Below are 19069 nucleotides of genomic sequence, written 5' to 3'. Positions count from 1 at the left end.
CCGGAACGGCAAGCCAGTGCGGAGGGACCTATGAGCGAGATCGAACGCGAGAGCATGGAATTCGACGTGGTGATCGTCGGAGCCGGGCCGGCAGGCCTCGCCGCAGCGATCCGGCTGAAGCAGCTCAATCCCGATCTTTCCGTCGTGGTGCTCGAAAAGGGCGGTGAAGCGGGTGCGCACATTCTCTCCGGCGCGGTCGTCGATCCGATCGGCATCGACCGCCTCCTTCCCGGCTGGCGCGAAGAAGGAGATCATCCCTTCAAGACGCCAGTTACCGCGGACCATTTCCTTTTGCTCGGGCCGGCTGGCTCCTTCCGGTTGCCGAACATTCTCATGCCGCCGCTGATGAACAATCACGGCAACTACATCGTCTCGCTCGGCAATGTCTGCCGCTGGCTGGCCGGCAAGGCCGAGGCGCTGGGCGTTGAAATCTATCCCGGCTTTGCCGCGGCCGGCCTTCTCTACAACGAAGAAGGTGCGGTCACCGGTGTCTATACCGGCGACATGGGCGTGGAGAAGGACGGCACGCACGGGCCGAACTTCGCGCCAGGCATGGCGCTGATGGGCAAGTACGTGCTGATCGGGGAGGGCGCACGCGGCTCGCTCTCCAAGCAGCTCATTGCCAAATATCAGCTCGACGCTGGCCGCGAGCCGGCCAAGTTCGGCATTGGCCTCAAGGAACTCTGGCAGGTCAAGCCGGAGAACCACAAGCCTGGTCTTGTCCAGCATTCCTTCGGCTGGCCGCTCGACATGAAGACCGGTGGTGGTTCCTTCCTCTATCACCTCGAGGACAACCAGGTGGCGGTCGGTTTCGTCGTCCACCTGAACTACAAGAACCCGTATCTGTCGCCCTTTGAGGAATTCCAGCGCTTCAAGACACATCCGGCCATCGCGCCGACCTTCGCAGGCGCCAAGCGTCTCGGCTATGGTGCCCGTGCCATCACCGAGGGCGGTTACCAGTCCGTGCCGAAGATGTCGTTCCCTGGCGGTGTTCTGATGGGCTGCGCTGCGGGTCTCGTCAACGTGCCGCGCATCAAAGGCTCCCACAATGCCGTCCTGTCCGGCATGCTCGCAGCAGAGCACGCGGTGGAGGCGATTGCCGCCGGCCGTGCCAATGACGAACTTGTCTCCTACGAGGAAGCCTGGCGCGACAGCGATATCGGCAGGGACCTGAAGAAGGTACGCAACGTCAAGCCACTGTGGTCGCGCTTCGGAACACTTGCCGGTGTTGGCCTTGGTGCGCTCGACATGTGGCTGAACACGCTGTTCGGCTTCTCGCCCTTCGGCACGCTGAAGCACGGCAAGACCGATGCGGCGTCACTTGAGCCGGCCTCGAAGCACCAGAAGATCGCCTATCCGAAGCCCGATGGTGTGCTGACCTTCGATCGCCTGTCGTCGGTCTTCCTGTCCGGTACCAATCATGAGGAGGACCAGCCGGTTCATCTCCTGGTCAAGGATGCCGCGCTGCAGGTGAGTTCGGAGCACGACGTCTTCGCTGGCCCGTCGACGCGTTATTGCCCGGCCGGTGTCTACGAATGGGTGGACGCTGACGGCAACGCCGCGGCAGATCCGTCGGCCAAGGACGTGCGTTTCGTCATCAACGCGCAGAATTGCGTGCACTGCAAGACGTGCGACATCAAGGACCCGAACCAGAATATCAACTGGGTGCCGCCGCAGGGTGGAGAGGGCCCGGTCTACCAGAACATGTAGTTTCAGGACCGCGCATCGGAGCGTTTTTTGCACGGCTGGCGGACGGCCGTGCTCTAAGGCGCCAAAAGGATCCTAAGAGCCTTAATTTGACCGTATGGTAGCGTTTATGCTCCTGTGCTCGCACCCCAACAGTGATAAAATGGGCGAGCGCGGGAGGATATCAGATGGGCCGGTCTATTTTCTGCAGTCTTGCTCTCCTGGCGGCGATAGGCGCGCCGGGCGTAGCGACCGCCGGCTCGAAGGTCATCACCCACATACGCACCTATGATATCGCCGGTGAAAGCGGCCAGGCGCTGATCGACGCCATGGACAAGAGCGGTCCCAAGCACGGCTTTCTGACACGGGCCATTGCCCAGACCTCCTACACGGTCGACTGGAATTTCGATCTCAAGGCCAAGGCCGACGTCTGCCAGGTCAGGGCCGCCAGCGCCACGCTGGACATGACCTATATGTATCCGAATGTGACGACGCCGATGTCACCTGCCTTGCGCAAGCGGTGGCAGCGTTTCTTCGCTGGCGTGCGCGCGCATGAGCAGACACATGGCCGCATCGCCAGGCAGGGGATTGCTGCGGGCGAACGCGCCATCGCTGATCTTGCTGTGGCCAACGATCCGCATTGCATCAAGACGCAGCGTGAGGCGCAGCGGCGCGTCGATGCGATCTACGAAGAGTATGAGGCAAAGCAGGTCGCCTTCGACCAGCGTGAGCATCGTCGAGGCGGCCGGGTCGAGGCCCTGGTCGCCAGGCTTGTGCGCGAGCGCTGACATCCTGCAGCCGACAATTTCAATTCCGCTTTGATCGTCGCCGGTTCGGCATCTATGGTGCGCGCGAAAATGGCATCATGGCAGGACAGAATGACTTCGAAGACCGGGCTTGGCCTCCTGTCAGCGTGTGTGGCAGCGCTTATGGTGGCAACCTCCGCCATCGCCAAGACCATCGAGCAGGAAAAGCCCTACGCTATAACCGGCACCACCGGTGCTGAACTCTACGCATCGATCGGCCGGAACGGGCCGGAAGTTGGAAGAAGCGGTGGCCGTGTTATCGCGCACACTTTCTTCAAGCTCACCTGGCGACGAAACTACGTCCCCGAAAACGGTGGCTGCACGCTGAAGTCGGCAACACCGACGCTCATCATTACCTATACGCTGCCCAAGCCTGCAAACCCGTTGCCGCCTGCGGTGCAGAAACGCTGGGATATCTTCATCGACGGTCTTCGTCGCCATGAGAAGGTGCATGGCGACCACATCAAGGCGATGCTGGCGCAGATCGAACGGACGACCATCGGAGTATCGGTGCCCAACGACCCCGGTTGCCAGAAGATTCGCCAGGAAATCCAGAAACCGCTTTCCGAGGCCTCTATCGCGCAGCGCCAGCAGAGCCGCGACTTCGACCGCGTCGAGATGGGAGGCGGCGGAGCCATCCAGCGGCTCATTCTCGAGCTGGTGAATGGTGATTAGCACCCCCAGCGGGAGCCGGCTGTTACTGGAACGCGGTTTCCGAGAACGAACGCAGCTTGCGCGAGTGCAACCGTTCCATGGGCATTTCAGCCAGCTTCTGCATCGCACGGATGCCGATGGTGAGATGCTGAGACACCTGCCGCTTGTAGAACTCGGTGGCCATGCCGGGCAGCTTCAGTTCGCCGTGTAGCGGCTTGTCGGAAACACACAGCAATGTCCCGTAAGGCACACGGAAACGGAAACCGTTGGCCGCAATCGTTGCCGATTCCATGTCGAGCGCGATCGCGCGTGACTGCGACAGCCGCTGCACCGGGCCGCGCTGATCGCGCAGTTCCCAGTTGCGGTTGTCGATGGTGGCGACCGTGCCGGTGCGCATCACCCGCTTGAGATCGTAACCCGAAAGCCCCGTCACTTCGGCGACCGCCTCTTCGAGCGCCACCTGGACTTCGGCCAGCGCCGGCACCGGCACCCATACCGGCAGGTCGTCGTCCAGCACGTGGTCCTCACGCACATAGGCATGTGCCAGCACGTAGTCGCCCAGCGCCTGCGTGTTGCGCAGGCCAGCGCAGTGGCCAAGCATGAGCCAGGCGTGCGGGCGCAGCACCGCGACATGGTCGGTGATCGTCTTGGCATTGGAGGGGCCGACGCCGATGTTGATCATGGTGATGCCGCCATGATCGCCACGCTTCAGATGATAGGCGGGCATCTGCGGCAGGCGTGGCGGTGCAATTCCTTCACTGGGCGTCGTGGCTCCCGGTTTCGTCACGACGTTGCCCGGTTCGACGAACTCGGTATAGCCTTCACCGCCCTTCGCCATCAGATCCCGTGCCATCGCGCAGAATTCGTCGATGTAGAACTGGTAGTTGGTGAACAGCACGAAGTTCTGGAAATGCTGCGGGCTCGTCGCCGTATAGTGGGTAAGCCGATGCAGGGAATAGTCGATGCGCTGGGCGGTGAACGGTGCCAGCGGTCGTGGATCGCCCAGCGCCACTTCGAAGGTGCCGTTGGCGATCTGGTCATCGGTGCCGTCGAGATCCGGCACGTCGAACAGGTCGCGGATCGGCCGGCGAATGCGCTCGGCCGCGGCGCTGTCGACATAGGTCCCTTCAAGGAACGCGAAATGTACAGGGATCGGCGTCTCCGATTCCGAAACGATGACCGGAACACCATGGTTGCGCATGATCAGCCGCAACTGCTCGGTCAGGTAGCTTTGGAAAAGGTCCGGCCTTGTGACCGTGGTCGAGAACTGGCCAGGTGTCGGCATGTGACCGTAGGCCTGTCGCGAGTCCACCTGGGTGAAGGAATTGGTGACGACGCTCACCTCGGGATAGAAGGCGCGGTAGCGTTTGTCATTGTCCCCGCCGGCAGCCAGTGCCGAGAAGGAATCACGCAGGAACTTGGTGTTGCGTTCATACAGTGCACGCAACGCCGCGACGGCCTTGCCCGCATCGTCAAAGGATTGCCGGGCGTAGGGCTCCGGCATGACCACGGTTTCGATTGCTTGTGGGTAGATTCGCTTTTCCATGACCCATTATAGAGATGGAAAATGACAGTTGGGAGGGGTGGTTCCTCAGGCGGTTCGCTATTTGCTTTTCCAGATGCGTTCGCAAATCGCTGAACTCAGGCGCGCTGCAGGCTCACCAGAAGAACCAGCCCAAGTCCCTTCTTCTTGAGTGCCGGCGCTTCGATGGTCGAAGCGGCATCGGCCCGCATCGTCGGTACCGCCAGAACCGGTGCTGCAAGCAACATCAGGATCAGCGTCGCACGGGGCAGAAGCTTCAGGATGGCGATGGCGTTTTGCGCAAACGAGGTCATGGCGTTTTCGTCTCGATCAAAATGAACTGGAGCAGGTTGTGCCGCATCGCAGGCCGGCCTGGTTCCAGCCGTGGTCCAGCCGTGCATTCTCTGCAACGAGGATCGCAAAACCCATGCCGAACAGCGCCGTCAGCAGGCAGACGATGGTAAAGCGGCGCGCGAGCATCTGGGTCCTCTCCTTCAATGCTGGAGAGAATGCATCAACGCGGCTGAACCCCTTCTGAGGTTGCCGTTCATCCGGGGTTCAAAATGATTGACGGGAAATTGAGACGGTCCGACATGTCTCCCTTCCGGGGGGGAGAGAAGAGCTTGCCTTGTCGGGGCTGCAAGAAGCCGGGACCATAAGAAAAGGCGTTCCCGCGTGGCGGAAACGCCTTGCCGTTGACGTCGTTACCGGCTGTCCGGTTACAGCTTGGTCCAGGTCTGGCTCTTGCAGATCAGCCCGCCCAGCACGCAACCGCTCATCTTCAGCGAACTGCCGGATAGCGAAGCCTTGCCGTTATAAGTCTTGTCGGTGTCCGGATCCGTGATCGTGCCGGAATATTTGCCCTCGCCGGCGGCCTTGAACGATCCGATGGTCTTGCCGGCGTGCTTGCCGGTCTTCAGCGTGATCGAGAACGAACCGCCGCCCGAGATCGCGGCAGTCGCGCCGGATGCGGTCTTCCAGTTGCCTTCGATCGGGTCGGCGAGCGCCACACCCGACATGATCAATGTGGCAGCGAGTGCCAGGCTGACTTTGCGAAACATCGAGTTCCTTCCTTTGCGCTTCAACTGGACGCCGGGTCCAGCCTCTCCATCCCTTACGCTCAGGTAAGCTAATCCAGTCCCCGGTAAAACAAAAGCCGTGCCGCTGGGGAAGGAAAGCTGCTTTTCTTTGACCTCCGCAAGACGTTGGAAATGCGCGTTTTTGATTTCTTACTAAAATGGAAGCTTCGCCGTGGTTAGCGAAACCTTGTTTTCGCAGTCGCGAATTTTCATCGAATTTGAATGGAAACCCAGCGATCGCGCCCTTCCTATCCTTAACGGTTTCTCACGTTTACTTCTTGTTTTAGCTTTGTTTTCCTCAAATTAAGCAAGCCATTTAACGACGGATTCAAGCGTCCCCGGCATCCTTCGAAGCATCGGAAGAGCGCACGTCCACACCAAGAAACGGACGGCGGCTTTCAGGAGCAACAGGGTCAGACAAGGGGATTTCAAATGGCACGTTTCGAAATGCTTGAAGCTGGGGTCGGCACGATGGGCGCGACCGCGCAGGCCGACATTCTCTTCGAACTTGGCGTGATGTATGCGACCGGTCGTGATTGTGAGACCGACGTCATTGCCGCTCACAAATGGTTCAACATTGCGGCCATCAAGGGGTCACTGCGCGCCGCCGAATGGCGCTCGGAACTCTCGTCGGCAATGTCCAAGGGCGAGATTGCACAAGCGCTGCGCGATGCCCGCGAGTGGATGACCACGCATTGATTTCCATCTGAAAGACATGACGACGCCGCTCCAACGGCGAACACAAAGGCGACCGGTTAGTCGGATCGACCAGGCAACAGGGAAGACTTCCTCCAAGAAGCTGTGCTCGGGGGAATTGCGAGAAAACCGCGACCGGTCGTGACAAGACCGGCGCGGTTTTCGCTTTGTTCGGCCGGGCTTGACGAACGACGGTGTTCGGCCGGGCTTGACGAACGACGGTTTTTTTCACCCATTCTCGATCGTGCGCGACAAAGGGGAGCGCAAAATGGGAGAGTTAGAGTGAAAACAACAAAATTCCTGGGCGCAGCGCTGTTGCTGACAGCGTTGAGCACCTCAGCGGCTTACGCCGAAGACATTTCCATCGCGGTTGTGGGGCCGATGACGGGGCAGCTCGCCACGATCGGCGATCAGTTCAAGCAAGGCGCGCAAGCCGCCGCCGAGGCGATCAACGCTGCTGGCGGTGTCGGCGGGCGGCAGATCAAGCTGGATATCGAAGATGACCAGTGCGATCCTAAGCAGGCGGTTTCGGTCGCCAACCGGATCGTCGGCAACGGCGTCAGGTTCATTGATGGCCACGCATGCTCGGGCTCGAGCATTCCGGCTTCCGCTGTCTACGCTGAAGCCGGCGCGTTGATGATGAGCCCGGCCTCCTCGAACCCGCTGATGACCGACGACGCGGCCAAGAAGGGCTGGTCGACCATCATGCGTCTTTATACCCGTGATGATGCACAGGGCGCTTTCATCGGCCCCTGGATCGCCAGGAAGTATGCCGGCAAGAATGTTGTCGTCCTGCACGACAAGAGCGCATACGGCCAGGGCGTCGCCGACGCGGTGAAGAAGACGATGAACGATGCCGGTCTCAAGGATGTCCTCTACGAAGGCATCAACGCCGGCGAGAAGGATTATTCGGCGCTCGTCACCAAGCTGAAGGACCTCAAGGCTGACGTCGTCTACTTCGGCGGCTACCACCCGGAAGGCGGGCTGATCATGCGGCAGGCGGCAGAGCAGGGTCTCAAGTTCCAGCTCATCATGCCGGATTCCATCGCCAGCCCTGAATTCTGGCAGGTGGCAGGCCCGGCCGGCGAAGGCACGATGTTCGTGTTCCCGTCGGATCCGCAGGCGCGGCCGGAAGCCAAGGAAGCCATCGAGAAGATCAAGGGCAAGGGTTTCGCTCCGGAGGGCTTCACGCTGTTCTCCTACGCCACGATCCAGGCGATCGCCGAAGGTGTCAAACGCGCCGGCAGCGATGATCCGGCCAAGGTCGCTGCAGCACTGAAGGACGGCAAGCCGATCAGTACCGTCGTGGGAGAGGTCGTCTTCGATGAGAAAGGTGACCTGAAGAACGCCAAATACGATATCAACCAGTGGCATGACGGCAAATACGCGCCGATCAAACAGGATTGATCCATGGCAGGTTCCTGCTGAACAGAAGAGTGGCCGGGATAATCCCGGCCATTCTTATTTTCGATGCTGTGGCAACACTGGCACCGGTTCTGACACCAATCACAGGAATTGATCATTGCATTAACCGGACACATGCAATGCAGCCCGCATGGGCTTGACGAACAGCAAATTTTTGCGCCCATTGCACGCAAGCGCAGCCGGGAGGGCTTGCGCAAAGCAATGGGAGGGTTCGAGTTGAAATCAGCAAAATTCCTGGGCGCAGCCGTGTTTGCCACGGTGCTCAGCGCCTCGGCGGCATACGCCGAAGATATTTCCATCGCGGTGGTCGGTCCGATGACCGGTCAGCTCGCTCCGATCGGCGATCAGTTCAAGCAGGGCGCCAATGCCGCTGCCGCAGCGATCAACGAGAAGGGTGGCATTGGCGGCAAGAAGATCAAGATCGTCGTCGAAGACGACGCCTGCGATCCCAAGCAGGCCGTTTCGGTCGCCAACCGCATTGCGGCCGCGGGTATCAAGTTCGTCGACGGTCATGCCTGTTCGGGTTCCACCATTCCGGCGTCGGCCATCTATGCCGAGAATGGCATCGTCATGATCACGCCGGCTTCGTCCAACCCGGAACTGACGGAAGCTGCCTTCAAGAAGGGCTGGCCGACGATCCTGCGCCTCTACATCCGTGACGATGCCGGCGGTAATTTCGTCGGTCCGTGGATCGCCAAGAAATACGCCGGCAAGAATGTCGTGCTGCTGCATGACAAGAGCGCTTACGGCCAGGGCGCGGCGGATGCGGTGAAGAAGACCATGAATGAGGGTGGCCTCAAGGAAATCGCCTACGAAGGCATCAACGCCGGTGAGAAGGACTATTCGGCGCTGGTCACCAAGCTGAAGGAACTGAAGGCCGATGTCGTCTATTTCGGCGGTTATCACCCGGAAGGTGGTCTGATCAAACGTCAGGCCAAGGAACAGAACTTTGATTTCCAGCTGATCATGCCCGACAGCCTTTCCAATCCGGAGTTCTGGCAGATCGCCGGCCCGGCTGGCGAAGGCACGATGTTCGTGTTCCCGTCCGACCCGCAGGCCAAGCCTGAGGCCAAGGAAGCTGTCGAAAAGATCAAGGCCGGCGGCTTCTCGCCGGAAGGCTTCACCCTGTTCTCCTACGGCGTTATCCAGGCAATCGCCCAGGGCGTCGAGCGTGCCGGTTCCGACGATCCGGCCAAGGTGGCTGCGGCCCTGAAGGACGGCAAGCCGATCGCCACCGTGGTTGGTGAAATCACGCTGGACGAGAAGGGTGACATCAAGGATCCGAAGTTCGACATCAACCAGTGGCACGACGGCAAATACGCGCCGATCAAGCTGGACTGATCTCGTAAGATCGATTTCCAAAAAAGAATGGCCGGGCTTGTCCCGGCCATTCTTTTTTGGAGGCGTTCGATATCATCGCTCAGGCGTCTGCCTCGACAAATTTCACAAGTACGGTGCCGTCGGTCACCTGCGCGCCCTCGGCGGCGATCTCCGCGATGGTGCCATCATGCGGCGCCGCGATCGTGTGTTCCATCTTCATGGCCTCGAGGATCAGCAGCGGTTGTCCCTTGACCACGGTCTCGCCGGGTCCCGAGCGCACCACCTTGACCAGGCCGGGCATCGGCGCGCGCAGGTTGCCCGCGCCTGCACCGGCATCGTCTGCCCTGGCGAGCGGGTTCGGAACGCCGAAATTGTAACCGGTCGCACCAGAGAAGACGGTGACGTGCTCCGGCCAGCGTGCCAATCGCTTGCCGCACCAGCACGCAGCGAATGGATGCCATTGTCGGTGGCGACGTCGAAGCCACCGTCGGTGCGTGCGGTGATCCGGGCCGTGATGGTGCTCTCGCCCGCCTTGAGCGCGATGTTTCGGGCACCCGCGTGGAAATGGGCGTAGCCGACAAGCGATGACCACGGGTCCGACGGATCGCGATTCTCCGCAACATCGGCGGCTGCGAGTGCCGCCGTGGCGATGATCTCGTCGCCGGGGGCAGGAATGGTGGTCAGTCTTTCCTGCTTGCGGCCGATCAGTCCCGTGTCCACGTCGCCCGTGGCAAAATCCGGGTCTGCAGCCAGCGCCGCCAGAAACGCCGTGTTGGTGACCGAGCCCGCGATTTCCGTTCCCGCCAACGCGGTTTCCAGCGCAGAAAGTGCGGCCGTGCGGTCATTTCCATGCACGACAAGCTTGGCGATCATCGGATCGTAATAAGGCGAAATGGCATCGCCCTCGCGGACGCCCGTTTCGATGCGCATGGTGGCCTCGGCCGGTGCCTGCCCGGGGAAACGCAGATGGTGCAGCGTGCCGATGGCGGGCAGGAAGCCTTTCGAGGCGTCCTCCGCATAGAGCCTCGCCTCGAAGGCATGGCCGGAAAGGGTGATCTGGTCCTGCGTCCTGGGCAGTTTCTCGCCCGAGGCGACACGCAACTGCCACTCGACCAGATCAACGCCGGTGATCATCTCGGTGACCGGATGCTCCACCTGCAGACGCGTGTTCATTTCCATGAACCAGAAGCGATCGGCCTTGAGCCCTTCCGATGCGTCGACGATGAATTCGATGGTGCCGGCACCCGAGTATTTGATTGCCCTGGCGGCCTTTACCGCTGCCTCGGTCATCGCCTTGCGCAGGGCCGGAGTCATATCCGGAGCGGGGGCCTCCTCGATGACCTTCTGGTGGCGGCGCTGTGCGGAGCAGTCGCGCTCGTAAAGATGCACGGCGTTGCCGAAATTGTCCCCGAACACCTGCACCTCGATATGGCGTGGCTTGTCGACATATTTCTCGACCAGCACGCGGTCGTCACCGAAGGCTGCCTTGGCCTCGCGGCGGGCCCCGGAGAGAGCCTCCGAGAAATCGTCAGGGTTGTCGACGCGACGCATGCCCTTGCCGCCACCGCCGGCACGCGCCTTGATCAGCACGGGATAGCCGATCTCGCGGGCCTTGCCGGCAAGCAGCACAATGTCCTGCGCCTCACCGTGATAGCCGGGCACTACCGGCACACCGGCTTTTTCCATAAGCCGCTTGGCAGCGTCCTTGAGGCCCATAGCGCGGATGGAATCGGCCGACGGGCCGATGAAGACCAGGCCGGCGGCGATGACCTGATCCACAAAATCCGGATTTTCCGAAAGGAAACCGTAGCCGGGATGGATGGCCTCGGCTCCTGTCTGCTTTGCCGCGGCAATGATGCGATCTCCCCTCAGATAGCTTTCGCCAACCGGAGAGGCACCGATATGCACGGCTTCGTCGGCCATAGCGACATGCAGCGAGGCGGCATCCGCATCCGAATAGACCGCAACGGTGGTCACGCCCAGCCGGCGCGCCGTGCGGATGACACGGCACGCAATTTCACCGCGGTTGGCAATCAGGATCTTTGAGAACATTGGGGCCTCCATCGGCGAAAAGACGGCTCAATCGCTCTTCGCGAACTCCACCAGCAACGAATTGAATTCTCGTGGTTTTCGCGGGGCGCGCCGGCGTGCGATTGCACCAAGCTGACCCTTGCGAAATCCGTTTCGACGAAACCTGTCCTGGGCATCCTGCTTCCGCTTGCATCTATTCCGGCGTGATCACGACAGAAGGCGCGGAACGCTCGGAGGGGCCATGGAAGACCGCTTCGATGTTGTTGCCGTCCGGATCGAACAGGAAGGCGGCATAGTAGCCGGGATGATAATTGCGCTCACCTGGCTCGCCATTGTCCTTGCCGCCTGCGGCAAGCCCCGCCTCGTAAAATTTCGCCACTGTCTCGCGATCGGGCACCTGGAAAGCGAGGTGCACACGCGATGTTGGCCCGTTTGCAGTGTCGATCCACAATTCGTCGGCGGAGAAAAAGCTGTCGCCTTCATAAATGGAATCGGCACGGCCGATGGCGGCGAGCACGGCGCGATAGAAGCGTCTGGTCACCTCCAGGTCAGCTGCCCGAAGGTGAATATGGTCGATCAGGCGGCCGCGGTGGAATTGCATGCTCTCCTCCGATGGTTGGCTACTGGAGGAAACAATGTGTCGGAAGAAGACCGTGCCGGCCACCCCATGCCTGGTGCGGCCGACATTCCGATCGAGTCTGCGACGCCGCGTTGTGGCTGGAGCAGGCGCGACCTACTTCGAAGCGGCGATCTCGCAGACGCCACCGATGTTGATCTTGCCCTTGTAGCTGTCGCGGGTCCGTACGCAGCTTGCCATCGCTTTTTCTTCCGCGGCGGCCTGCGTCTTTGCGTTGAGCGAACTGCCGCAGATGACGAAAATATCCCTCACCCGCGAATAGGGCGTGATCGCGTAGGCCGAGTGACCGCCGGCCGCCACATAGGCCTTCCAGGCCTTGGTGCAGGGATCTTTCGGACTGTCCGGCAACGTCGGCGGGAAACGCTTGTCGCCCTGACTGCCTGCCAGAGGCTCCGCGCCTGCTGTGTTTGAAATCGCCGCAAGAATCACGCCAGCAAGAATGGATATATTCAAGGAACGAAGATGTCGCAATTTTACCCCCATATGCCCAAAGCAGAACACGCCAGTGGGTAGAGGAGATTCTTGGCCGCGGCCAACTGAATTCTTTGAGCCAGCCGCTGATTCGGGTGTGCCTCAATGTGGCGTAAGAAAAACCCACGGCATCACATCCTGAATACGCCGAACTTCGTATCTTCGATCGGCGCATTCAGCGCAGCCGACAACGACAGCGCCAGCACCTCGCGCGATCTTGCCGGGTCGATGATGCCGTCATCCCACAGGCGGGCGGAAGAATAGAGCGGGTGGCCCTCGCGTTCATATTTCTCCAGCGTCGGGCGTTTGAATTCCGCCTCTTCAGCAGCTGACCACGCGCCGCCCTTGCGCTCGATGTTCTCGCGCCGCACCAGCGCCAGCACCATCGCCGCCTGCTCGCCGCCCATTACCGAAATGCGCGCGTTCGGCCACATCCACAGGAAGCGGGGCGAGTAGGCGCGGCCGCACATGCCGTAATTGCCGGCGCCGAATGAGCCGCCGATGATCATCGTCACCTTCGGCACCTGTGCGGTTGCGACCGCGGTCACCAGCTTGGCACCGTCCTTGGCGATGCCTCCAGCTTCGTATTTCTTGCCGACCATGAAGCCGGTGATGTTCTGCAGGAACACCAGCGGGATCCTGCGTTGGCAGCACAGTTCGATGAAATGCGCGCCTTTCACGGCACTTTCGGAAAACAGCACGCCATTGTTGGCGATGATGCCGACGGGCATGCCGTGAATGTGGGCAAACCCGGTGACCAGTGTTGTTCCGTAGTTCTGCTTGAATTCGTCGAGCTCCGAGCCGTCGACGATGCGCGCGATCACTTCACGTATATCATAGGGCTGGCGCAGGTCCGCAGGCACGATGCCGTGGATCTCGCGCGGATCATGGAGTGGCGCCAAAGGTGAACGCAGGTCGAGCCCGATCTGCTTCCTGCGGTTGAGATTGCGCACGATGCGGCGGCAAATCGCCAGCGCGTGCTCGTCGTCCATGGCGTAGTGGTCGGCAACGCCGCTTTCGCGTGTGTGCAGGTCGGCACCGCCAAGCTCTTCGGCGCTGACGTCCTCGCCGGTCGCCGCCTTAACCAATGGCGGGCCGCCGAGGAAAATGGTGGCATGCTTGCGCACCATGATCGATTCGTCCGCCATCGCCGGCACATAGGCGCCGCCCGCCGTACATGAGCCCATCACGCAGGCGATCTGCGGAATGCCTGCCGCGCTCATATTGGCCTGGTTGTAGAAGATGCGGCCGAAATGCTCGCGGTCGGGAAAGACCTCGTCCTGGTTGGGCAGGTTGGCGCCACCGGAATCGACCAGATAGACGCAGGGCAGCCTGTTCTGCAGCGCGATCTCCTGTGCGCGCAGATGCTTCTTGACTGTCAGCGGATAGTAGGTGCCACCTTTGACGGTGGCGTCGTTCACCACCACCATGACCTCACGGCCCTCGACACGGCCGATGCCGGCGATCATGCCGGCTGCGGAAATCGCGTCGTCATACATATCCCACGCCGCGAACTGGCCGATCTCGAGAAAGGGCGAGCCCGTATCCAGCAATTGCGCCAATCGATCGCGCGGTAGCAGCTTGCCGCGTGCAGTGTGGCGAGCACGAGCTTCCTCGGAGCCGCCACGCTGCACCAAGACTGCCTTGTCCGAAATGTCTGAGACCAGCGCGCGCATGCGCTCCGCATTGGCGCGGAAGCCCTCTGAGGAGGTGGAGATGGAAGACTTAATGACCGGCATGTTTCCTCCTCAGGCGCTGACAGGTGGCATCCATTGCTGCCTTGGCATGAAAGATGTCCAGCACGGCGGGAAATGTCGCGCGGGGTTCCACCTTAGATCGCTTCTGCCATCATTTCGCGACCGATCAGCCAGCGGCGAATCTCGCTGGTGCCGGCGCCGATCTCATAGAGCTTGGCGTCGCGCAGCAGTCTGCCGGTCGAATAGTCGTTGATATAGCCATTGCCGCCGAGCAACTGGATGGCATCCAGCGCCATCAAGGTCGCTTTCTCCGCGGCAAACAGGATACAGCCGGCGGCGTCCTTGCGCGTGGTCTCCTTGCGATCGCAGGCGGCAGCCACCGCGTAGACATAAGCGCGGCAGGCATTCATCGTCGTATACATGTCGGCCAGCTTGCCCTGGACGAGCTGGAAGGTGCCAATCGGCTGTCCGAACTGCTTGCGCTCATGCACATAGGGCAGGGCGACGTCCATGCACGCGGCCATGATGCCGAGCGGGCCTCCTGCAAGGACGGTGCGCTCATAGTCGAGGCCGGACATCAGCACCTCGACGCCGCGTCCTTCTTCGTGAAGCACGTTTTCGAACGGTACTTCGACATCTTCGAACACCAGTTCGCCGGTGTTGGAGCCGCGCATGCCGAGCTTGTCGAGCTTCTGCGCCACCGAAAAGCCCTTGAAGCTGCGCTCGATGATGAAGGCGGTGATGCCGCGCGAATGCCGCTCCGGGTCGGTCTTTGCATAGACCACCATGGTCTCGGCATCGGGACCGTTGGTGATCCACATCTTGGTGCCGTTCAGGACATAACGGTCATTTTTCTTTTCAGCGCGCAGACGCAGCGATACCACGTCCGAGCCGGCGCCGGGTTCCGACATGGCGAGTGCGCCGACATGTTCGCCCGAACAGAGCTGGGGCAGGTATTTTTCCTTCTGCGCCGGCGTCGCCCAGCGGTTGATCTGGTTGACGCAAAGATTGGAATGCGCGCCATAGGAAAGGCCGACAGAAGCCGACGCACGGCTGATCTCCTCCATCGCCACCACATGCGCCAGATAGCCCATGCCCGAGCCGCCATAATCGGGATCGGCTGTCATGCCGAGCAGGCCAAGCGCGCCGAGTTCGGGCCACAGATGCGGTGGAAATTCATTGCTGGCGTCGATTTCCGCTGCCAGCGGCGCGATCTTGTCCTGGGCGAAGCGGCGGGTGAGATCGCGCAACGCTTCGATATCCTCGCCGAGCCCGAAATTAAGCGTGTTCGTGTACATGCCTTTGCTCCCCAGCAGGCTGTGGCGCCCCGACAAGGCGCATGGTCATGGACAGATAAGTTTCAGTGACGCCGCCGATCGACAGGCGCTCGCCGGGCCGGTACCAGACGATGACGCCAGTCATCATCTGGATCAGCGCCATGGCAGTGAGGCCAATGTCGTCAACAGCGAAGACACCAGCTTCGGCGCCGTCGCGCAGGATTGAGCGTAGTTCCTTCTCATAGGCCGTGCGGAGCTTCAGGATATGGGTCAGCCGCTCCGGTGCGAGGCTGCGTAGTTCCATGTTGGAGACATGCGTCGATGATCGGCGCTCGATGTGGAAGGCAATATGGTTTTCGACATAAGCCGCGAGACGCACCGCCGGGCTGGCTGTGTCAGGGCGAGCGACCTGCCACGCCGCCAGCAGTCCCGCCATATGATCCTGCATCAGTGTGTAGAGCAGGTCTTCCTTGGTCGGGAAATAGCGATAAAGCGCGGCAGCCTGCACGCCCACTTCCGCAGCCAGCTGGCGCATTGAAACCGCCTCGTAGCCATGACGCGCGATCAGCAGCAGCGCCGCGTCGCGGATCGCCGCTTCCGTCCGTTCGCCGTCCGAACCTGTCGTTCTGGCCATTGTCCTCTCTCCGCGAAGATAGGAATAAAACGAACGTTCAATTAATTCAAGTGCGGAAGGTTTCAATTCACGAGGGTTCGACGAAAGAAAATGTCAATGGTCCAGCGGATGGTGCCTGAGACCGCCGTGACACTGGCAGGCGTCACAGCCGGTCTAGGTTTCCTGGCGCTCGGATTCGTCCCGACTTGTTTTCCGTGGCGGCCTGCCGAGGATGCGTCGTACACCGGCTTTGGAAAAGGGCTGTATGATCTGATCGAAGAAACTTCTGTCGATCGTTCCGCTGATGCCGATGTCGGTCGAGGAGGGGCGTGCGGGATTGTGATAGGTACCGAACACCTGATCCCAGATGACGATGTTTTCGCAATAGTTGGTGTTGCCTTCGCGCAGGTCGCGCGAATGGTGCCAACGATGGATGCACGGCGTGGTGAAGATCCGGTCGAGCAGGCCGGTGCGCATATCGATGTTGCAATGGGTCAAAAGTCCGATGAACACTGACGCCGCGCCGAGCCAGAGAAACACCGGCAGCGGCGCGCCGAGCAGATAAAGCGGCAACTGGCCGAGCAGCATCTTGATCAGCGAATCGACGAAGTGGAAACGCCCGGTGTTGAGCACCCAGAGCCGCTCGACGCTGTGATGCAGGGCATGGAAGCGCCAGAGCAGCAGGCGCTCATGGCTGAGACGATGCGCGAAATAGAGACCGAACTCGGCGATGACCAGGCCGAGAATCGCCTGCACGACCATCGGCGCTTCGCTCGGCCAGAATGCATGGGAATGCTGCAGCGCGGGCTGCGCGACTGTTGCGAACAGCATTGGAAAGGAGGTTGTCACAGCTGCCGCGATCTGGGTCAGGCCTTTGGTGACCAGCGTGTGCGCGACATTGTTGAAGGTCTCGCCATCAGGTTCCAGCCAGCTTCGTTCATAAGGCATGATGCGCTCGAACAAGGCGATCACAGCAATGGTCGCCAGGTAGACGACGTTGAACCAGAAAATGGGGTGGCTACTTTCGAATGCGAAATGGCTTCCGGTCATGCTTGCGGCAAAAATCAGCGGCCAGAGGCTGACCGACAAAGCCCTATAGGGCACGCTTTCACGGTTGAAGCGAAACGCCTGCATTCAGTCTTTCCGGTCCAGTCTGTCGCTGCAGGCGCACTATGCCCGAGAGATTGCGTCAACGTTGCATTCTATTGCGATTCGGCGACGAAAATTTCAGCGGCGCCTGGCTAGTTCATCATCGACCCGTCGATGCTTGTGCAGCTTTTTGCAGCTCGCATTCATCCTGCGGCGCTGATCTGTGTCCGTGCTAGCTTCTCTGGCACACGAGGGTCGCGATTCCGCATGCTTGTCCGTCTCACCATGATCTGCTGCGGGTTGACCGCAACCAGCCGGCGCGGCTTCTTTCCTGCCGACGAACCACTCGAAGACAGGGCGCTTGCCGGTATTCCCGCGCTGGCTGAAAAGCTGGATACGGCAACACGTATCTGGACAAGCCCTGCGCTTCGCGCCCGCCAGACAGCTGACGCCTTAGGCTTGCAGGCAGCAGATGTGCCTGCGTTGAAGGATCAGGAGTTCGGCGCCTGGGCAGGCAGGGCTTTCGAGGACGTCCAGCGTACCCAGCCGGAAGCGGCAAGCGCCTGGCTAGTAGATCCTGGCACGACACCGCCGGATGGTGAGAATTTCAAGAGCGTTGCCGCTCGCATAGGCGCTCTGTTCGACGAGCAGAAGGCGGAACCTGGCCATACGATCGCTGTCACACATCCGGCCGTGATCCGGGCGGCGATCCTGCATGTCCTGAAGGCGCCGCTCACTGGCTTCCGGTTCATCGATGTCGAACCCCTTAGCCTCGCCGATTTCCGCAGCGACGGCATCCGCTGGCAACTGCGGGCAAGCGGGGTGACAGCGCTTAAGGCTCAACGTCGCTAATTTGCGCCGCCTGATTGTCGGCCGGTTGCCAGGACAGTGGCTCAGTTGCCCCTGGCTGCGGCCACGGCACCAGGCAATTCTTCGGCCAGAATGTCGAGCTCGTGGTCGAGCCCCACGCTGATGCGGATGCAGCGATCCAGTCCCGCTGCCATCGGTTTGCGGATGAAAACGTCGCGCGACAGCAGCGCTTGCAGGATCTTTCCTGCAAAAGCGCCATCGCCACCACAGTCGACGGTAACGAAATTGGTTGCCGAGGGCAGGGGAACAAGCCCGTTGTCGCGAGCAATTGTCGCGATTCGCTGGCGCCCCGCATCGACCTTGGTCACGACGTTCTGCAGCCATGGTTGATCGGCCAGCGCCGCGACGCCGGCCTCCTGTGCCATGCGGCTCACGCCATAGTGGTTGCGGATCTTCTCGAAGTCGCTGATCACCTGCCTTTCACCAAAGGCATAACCCAGCCGGATGCCCGCCAGCCCATAGGCCTTGGAGAAAGTTCGCATGCGAATAAGATTCGGCCGCGTCACATCGACCGATGGCGAGGCCGAGGTCGGTCCGAGTTCGCCATAGGCTTCGTCCAGCACCAGCATTGTCGTTTCCGGCAAGGCTTCCATGAACCCGTTGATGTCGTCCGCTTCCCACCAGCTTCCCATCGGATTGTCGGGATTGGAGAGATAGACCAGCGGCGCGTTCTCGCGTTTTACGGCGGCGAGCAGGCCATCGAGGTTCTCGCGGTCGTTCTCATAAGGCACCGTCACCAGCCGTCCGCCAGTGCCTGCGACATGGAAATTGAAGGTCGGATAGGCGCCGAGCGAGGTCACCACCGGATCGTTCGGTCCGGCATACATGCGGGCGAGCAGGCCGAGCAGGCCGTCAATGCCTTCTCCGACCACGACATTGTCGGCCGAGATGCCGAGATGCACGGCGGCCGCCTGCCTGAGGTCGTGGTTGTCCGGGTCGCAATACATCCACATGTCGCCGGCGATGGCCTGCATGCGCTCGACCACGCGAGGAGAGGGGCCGAAGCTGCTCTCATTGGCACCGAGACGTGCACGGAACGGCCTGCCGCGATCGCGCTCCTGCGCCTCGGGACCGACGAACGGCACCGTGGCCGGCAGCGCTGCGACGATGGGCGAAAGCGGTGGGAGTTTTGGCATGGACGAAACCCGGATTGTATTCCGGTTCTGGCTACAGCGAGGTGCCGGCCCGCGCAAGCA

The 19069-nt window shown here is 61.0% G+C and carries 18 protein-coding genes and 1 pseudogene; 7 read left to right on the top strand and 12 right to left on the bottom strand.

Annotated elements, in window-relative coordinates:
* Window positions 1–30: 30 nt before the first annotated feature.
* From C1M53_RS00685 to C1M53_RS00675, 3 genes are all read left to right on the top strand, one after another.
* Entirely contained in the window at window positions 31–1710 is a 1680-nt protein-coding gene (locus C1M53_RS00685) for an electron transfer flavoprotein-ubiquinone oxidoreductase (RefSeq protein ID WP_129410475.1), read from the top strand.
* A gap of 164 nt (window positions 1711–1874) precedes the next feature.
* A complete protein-coding gene (locus tag C1M53_RS00680; RefSeq protein WP_129410474.1) occupies window positions 1875–2474 on the top strand; it encodes a DUF922 domain-containing protein in 600 nt (199 codons plus the stop codon).
* Window positions 2475–2564: 90 nt separating this feature from the next.
* Window positions 2565–3167 carry a DUF922 domain-containing protein gene (locus C1M53_RS00675; RefSeq protein ID WP_129410473.1) on the top strand — a complete coding sequence of 201 codons (603 nt, stop codon included), beginning with the start codon at window positions 2565–2567 and terminating at the stop codon, window positions 3165–3167.
* A gap of 22 nt (window positions 3168–3189) precedes the next feature.
* Here the strand turns inward: C1M53_RS00675 and C1M53_RS00670 are convergent, their stop codons facing one another.
* From C1M53_RS00670 to C1M53_RS00660, 4 genes are all read right to left on the bottom strand, one after another.
* Window positions 3190–4692 (bottom strand): AMP nucleosidase, encoded by a 1503-nt coding sequence (locus tag C1M53_RS00670; protein WP_129410472.1) that lies wholly within the window; start codon window positions 4690–4692, stop codon window positions 3190–3192.
* A gap of 95 nt (window positions 4693–4787) precedes the next feature.
* A complete protein-coding gene (locus tag C1M53_RS00665) occupies window positions 4788–4982 on the bottom strand; it encodes a hypothetical protein (protein ID WP_129410471.1) in 195 nt (64 codons plus the stop codon).
* Between the two features lie 16 nt (window positions 4983–4998).
* Window positions 4999–5148, bottom strand: coding sequence for a hypothetical protein (locus tag C1M53_RS31560; protein WP_165357996.1), 150 nt, complete (start codon window positions 5146–5148; stop codon window positions 4999–5001).
* 239 nt (window positions 5149–5387) lie between these two features.
* Window positions 5388–5729 carry a DUF2147 domain-containing protein gene (locus C1M53_RS00660; protein WP_129410470.1) on the bottom strand — a complete coding sequence of 114 codons (342 nt, stop codon included), beginning with the start codon at window positions 5727–5729 and terminating at the stop codon, window positions 5388–5390.
* Window positions 5730–6179: 450 nt separating this feature from the next.
* Here C1M53_RS00660 and C1M53_RS00655 point away from each other — a divergent pair, with 450 nt between their 5' ends.
* From C1M53_RS00655 to C1M53_RS00645, 3 genes are all read left to right on the top strand, one after another.
* Window positions 6180–6446 (top strand): sel1 repeat family protein, encoded by a 267-nt coding sequence (locus C1M53_RS00655; RefSeq protein WP_129410469.1) that lies wholly within the window; start codon window positions 6180–6182, stop codon window positions 6444–6446.
* Window positions 6447–6725: 279 nt separating this feature from the next.
* Entirely contained in the window at window positions 6726–7850 is a 1125-nt protein-coding gene (locus C1M53_RS00650) for an ABC transporter substrate-binding protein (RefSeq protein ID WP_245488387.1), read from the top strand.
* Window positions 7851–8069: 219 nt separating this feature from the next.
* Window positions 8070–9209: an ABC transporter substrate-binding protein gene (locus C1M53_RS00645; RefSeq protein ID WP_129415960.1), complete on the top strand. Its 1140-nt coding sequence runs from the start codon at window positions 8070–8072 to the stop codon at window positions 9207–9209.
* Between the two features lie 79 nt (window positions 9210–9288).
* Here the strand turns inward: C1M53_RS00645 and C1M53_RS00640 are convergent.
* The 7 genes and pseudogenes from C1M53_RS00640 to C1M53_RS00610 form a co-directional block, all read right to left on the bottom strand.
* Window positions 9289–11240 (bottom strand): annotated as a pseudogene (locus tag C1M53_RS00640) (acetyl/propionyl/methylcrotonyl-CoA carboxylase subunit alpha).
* Window positions 11241–11412: 172 nt separating this feature from the next.
* A complete protein-coding gene (locus tag C1M53_RS00635) occupies window positions 11413–11820 on the bottom strand; it encodes a VOC family protein (RefSeq protein ID WP_129410468.1) in 408 nt (135 codons plus the stop codon).
* 132 nt (window positions 11821–11952) lie between these two features.
* Entirely contained in the window at window positions 11953–12309 is a 357-nt protein-coding gene (locus C1M53_RS00630; protein WP_245488384.1) for a hypothetical protein, read from the bottom strand.
* A gap of 149 nt (window positions 12310–12458) precedes the next feature.
* Window positions 12459–14066, bottom strand: coding sequence for a carboxyl transferase domain-containing protein (locus C1M53_RS00625; protein WP_129410467.1), 1608 nt, complete (start codon window positions 14064–14066; stop codon window positions 12459–12461).
* A 92-nt stretch (window positions 14067–14158) separates the two neighbouring features.
* Window positions 14159–15322 (bottom strand): isovaleryl-CoA dehydrogenase, encoded by a 1164-nt coding sequence (locus C1M53_RS00620; RefSeq protein WP_129410466.1) that lies wholly within the window; start codon window positions 15320–15322, stop codon window positions 14159–14161.
* Window positions 15303–15935, bottom strand: a complete 633-nt coding sequence (locus C1M53_RS00615) for a TetR/AcrR family transcriptional regulator (RefSeq protein ID WP_129410465.1) — start codon at window positions 15933–15935, stop codon at window positions 15303–15305. The genes C1M53_RS00620 and C1M53_RS00615 overlap by 20 nt, the downstream gene beginning before the upstream one ends.
* Before the next feature lie 153 nt (window positions 15936–16088).
* Complete coding sequence (locus C1M53_RS00610; protein WP_129410464.1) at window positions 16089–17048, bottom strand: sterol desaturase family protein; 960 nt, start codon at window positions 17046–17048, stop codon at window positions 16089–16091.
* A 222-nt stretch (window positions 17049–17270) separates the two neighbouring features.
* Here C1M53_RS00610 and C1M53_RS00605 point away from each other — a divergent pair, with 222 nt between their 5' ends.
* A complete protein-coding gene (locus C1M53_RS00605; protein ID WP_129410463.1) occupies window positions 17271–17855 on the top strand; it encodes a histidine phosphatase family protein in 585 nt (194 codons plus the stop codon).
* Between the two features lie 41 nt (window positions 17856–17896).
* On the opposite strand, the gene C1M53_RS00600 is transcribed toward C1M53_RS00605, so the two are convergent.
* Complete coding sequence (locus tag C1M53_RS00600) at window positions 17897–19009, bottom strand: pyridoxal phosphate-dependent aminotransferase (RefSeq protein ID WP_129410462.1); 1113 nt, start codon at window positions 19007–19009, stop codon at window positions 17897–17899.
* Window positions 19010–19069 lie beyond the last annotated feature (60 nt).

The organism is Mesorhizobium sp. Pch-S (assembly GCF_004136315.1).
Classification (GTDB): Bacteria; Pseudomonadota; Alphaproteobacteria; order Rhizobiales; family Rhizobiaceae; genus Mesorhizobium.
Note: the sequence above shows the minus strand (reverse complement) of the source record. Positions and strands in the feature narration are given on the sequence as shown.

What these genes read in the sequence shown, in the direction of transcription:
- C1M53_RS00635 (WP_129410468.1), bottom strand. Translation starts at nt 11,820, where the DNA reads ATGCAATTCCACCGCGGCCGCCTGATCGACCATATTCACCTTCGGGCA.
- C1M53_RS00610 (WP_129410464.1), bottom strand. Translation starts at nt 17,048, where the DNA reads ATGCAGGCGTTTCGCTTCAACCGTGAAAGCGTGCCCTATAGGGCTTTG.
- C1M53_RS00645 (WP_129415960.1), top strand. Translation starts at nt 8,070, where the DNA reads ATGGGAGGGTTCGAGTTGAAATCAGCAAAATTCCTGGGCGCAGCCGTG.
- C1M53_RS31560 (WP_165357996.1), bottom strand. Translation starts at nt 5,148, where the DNA reads ATGCTCGCGCGCCGCTTTACCATCGTCTGCCTGCTGACGGCGCTGTTC.
- C1M53_RS00625 (WP_129410467.1), bottom strand. Translation starts at nt 14,066, where the DNA reads ATGCCGGTCATTAAGTCTTCCATCTCCACCTCCTCAGAGGGCTTCCGC.
- C1M53_RS00615 (WP_129410465.1), bottom strand. Translation starts at nt 15,935, where the DNA reads ATGGCCAGAACGACAGGTTCGGACGGCGAACGGACGGAAGCGGCGATC.
- C1M53_RS00600 (WP_129410462.1), bottom strand. Translation starts at nt 19,009, where the DNA reads ATGCCAAAACTCCCACCGCTTTCGCCCATCGTCGCAGCGCTGCCGGCC.
- C1M53_RS00675 (WP_129410473.1), top strand. Translation starts at nt 2,565, where the DNA reads ATGACTTCGAAGACCGGGCTTGGCCTCCTGTCAGCGTGTGTGGCAGCG.
- C1M53_RS00685 (WP_129410475.1), top strand. Translation starts at nt 31, where the DNA reads ATGAGCGAGATCGAACGCGAGAGCATGGAATTCGACGTGGTGATCGTC.
- C1M53_RS00655 (WP_129410469.1), top strand. Translation starts at nt 6,180, where the DNA reads ATGGCACGTTTCGAAATGCTTGAAGCTGGGGTCGGCACGATGGGCGCG.
- C1M53_RS00660 (WP_129410470.1), bottom strand. Translation starts at nt 5,729, where the DNA reads ATGTTTCGCAAAGTCAGCCTGGCACTCGCTGCCACATTGATCATGTCG.
- C1M53_RS00605 (WP_129410463.1), top strand. Translation starts at nt 17,271, where the DNA reads ATGCTTGTCCGTCTCACCATGATCTGCTGCGGGTTGACCGCAACCAGC.
- C1M53_RS00620 (WP_129410466.1), bottom strand. Translation starts at nt 15,322, where the DNA reads ATGTACACGAACACGCTTAATTTCGGGCTCGGCGAGGATATCGAAGCG.
- C1M53_RS00680 (WP_129410474.1), top strand. Translation starts at nt 1,875, where the DNA reads ATGGGCCGGTCTATTTTCTGCAGTCTTGCTCTCCTGGCGGCGATAGGC.
- C1M53_RS00665 (WP_129410471.1), bottom strand. Translation starts at nt 4,982, where the DNA reads ATGACCTCGTTTGCGCAAAACGCCATCGCCATCCTGAAGCTTCTGCCC.
- C1M53_RS00670 (WP_129410472.1), bottom strand. Translation starts at nt 4,692, where the DNA reads ATGGAAAAGCGAATCTACCCACAAGCAATCGAAACCGTGGTCATGCCG.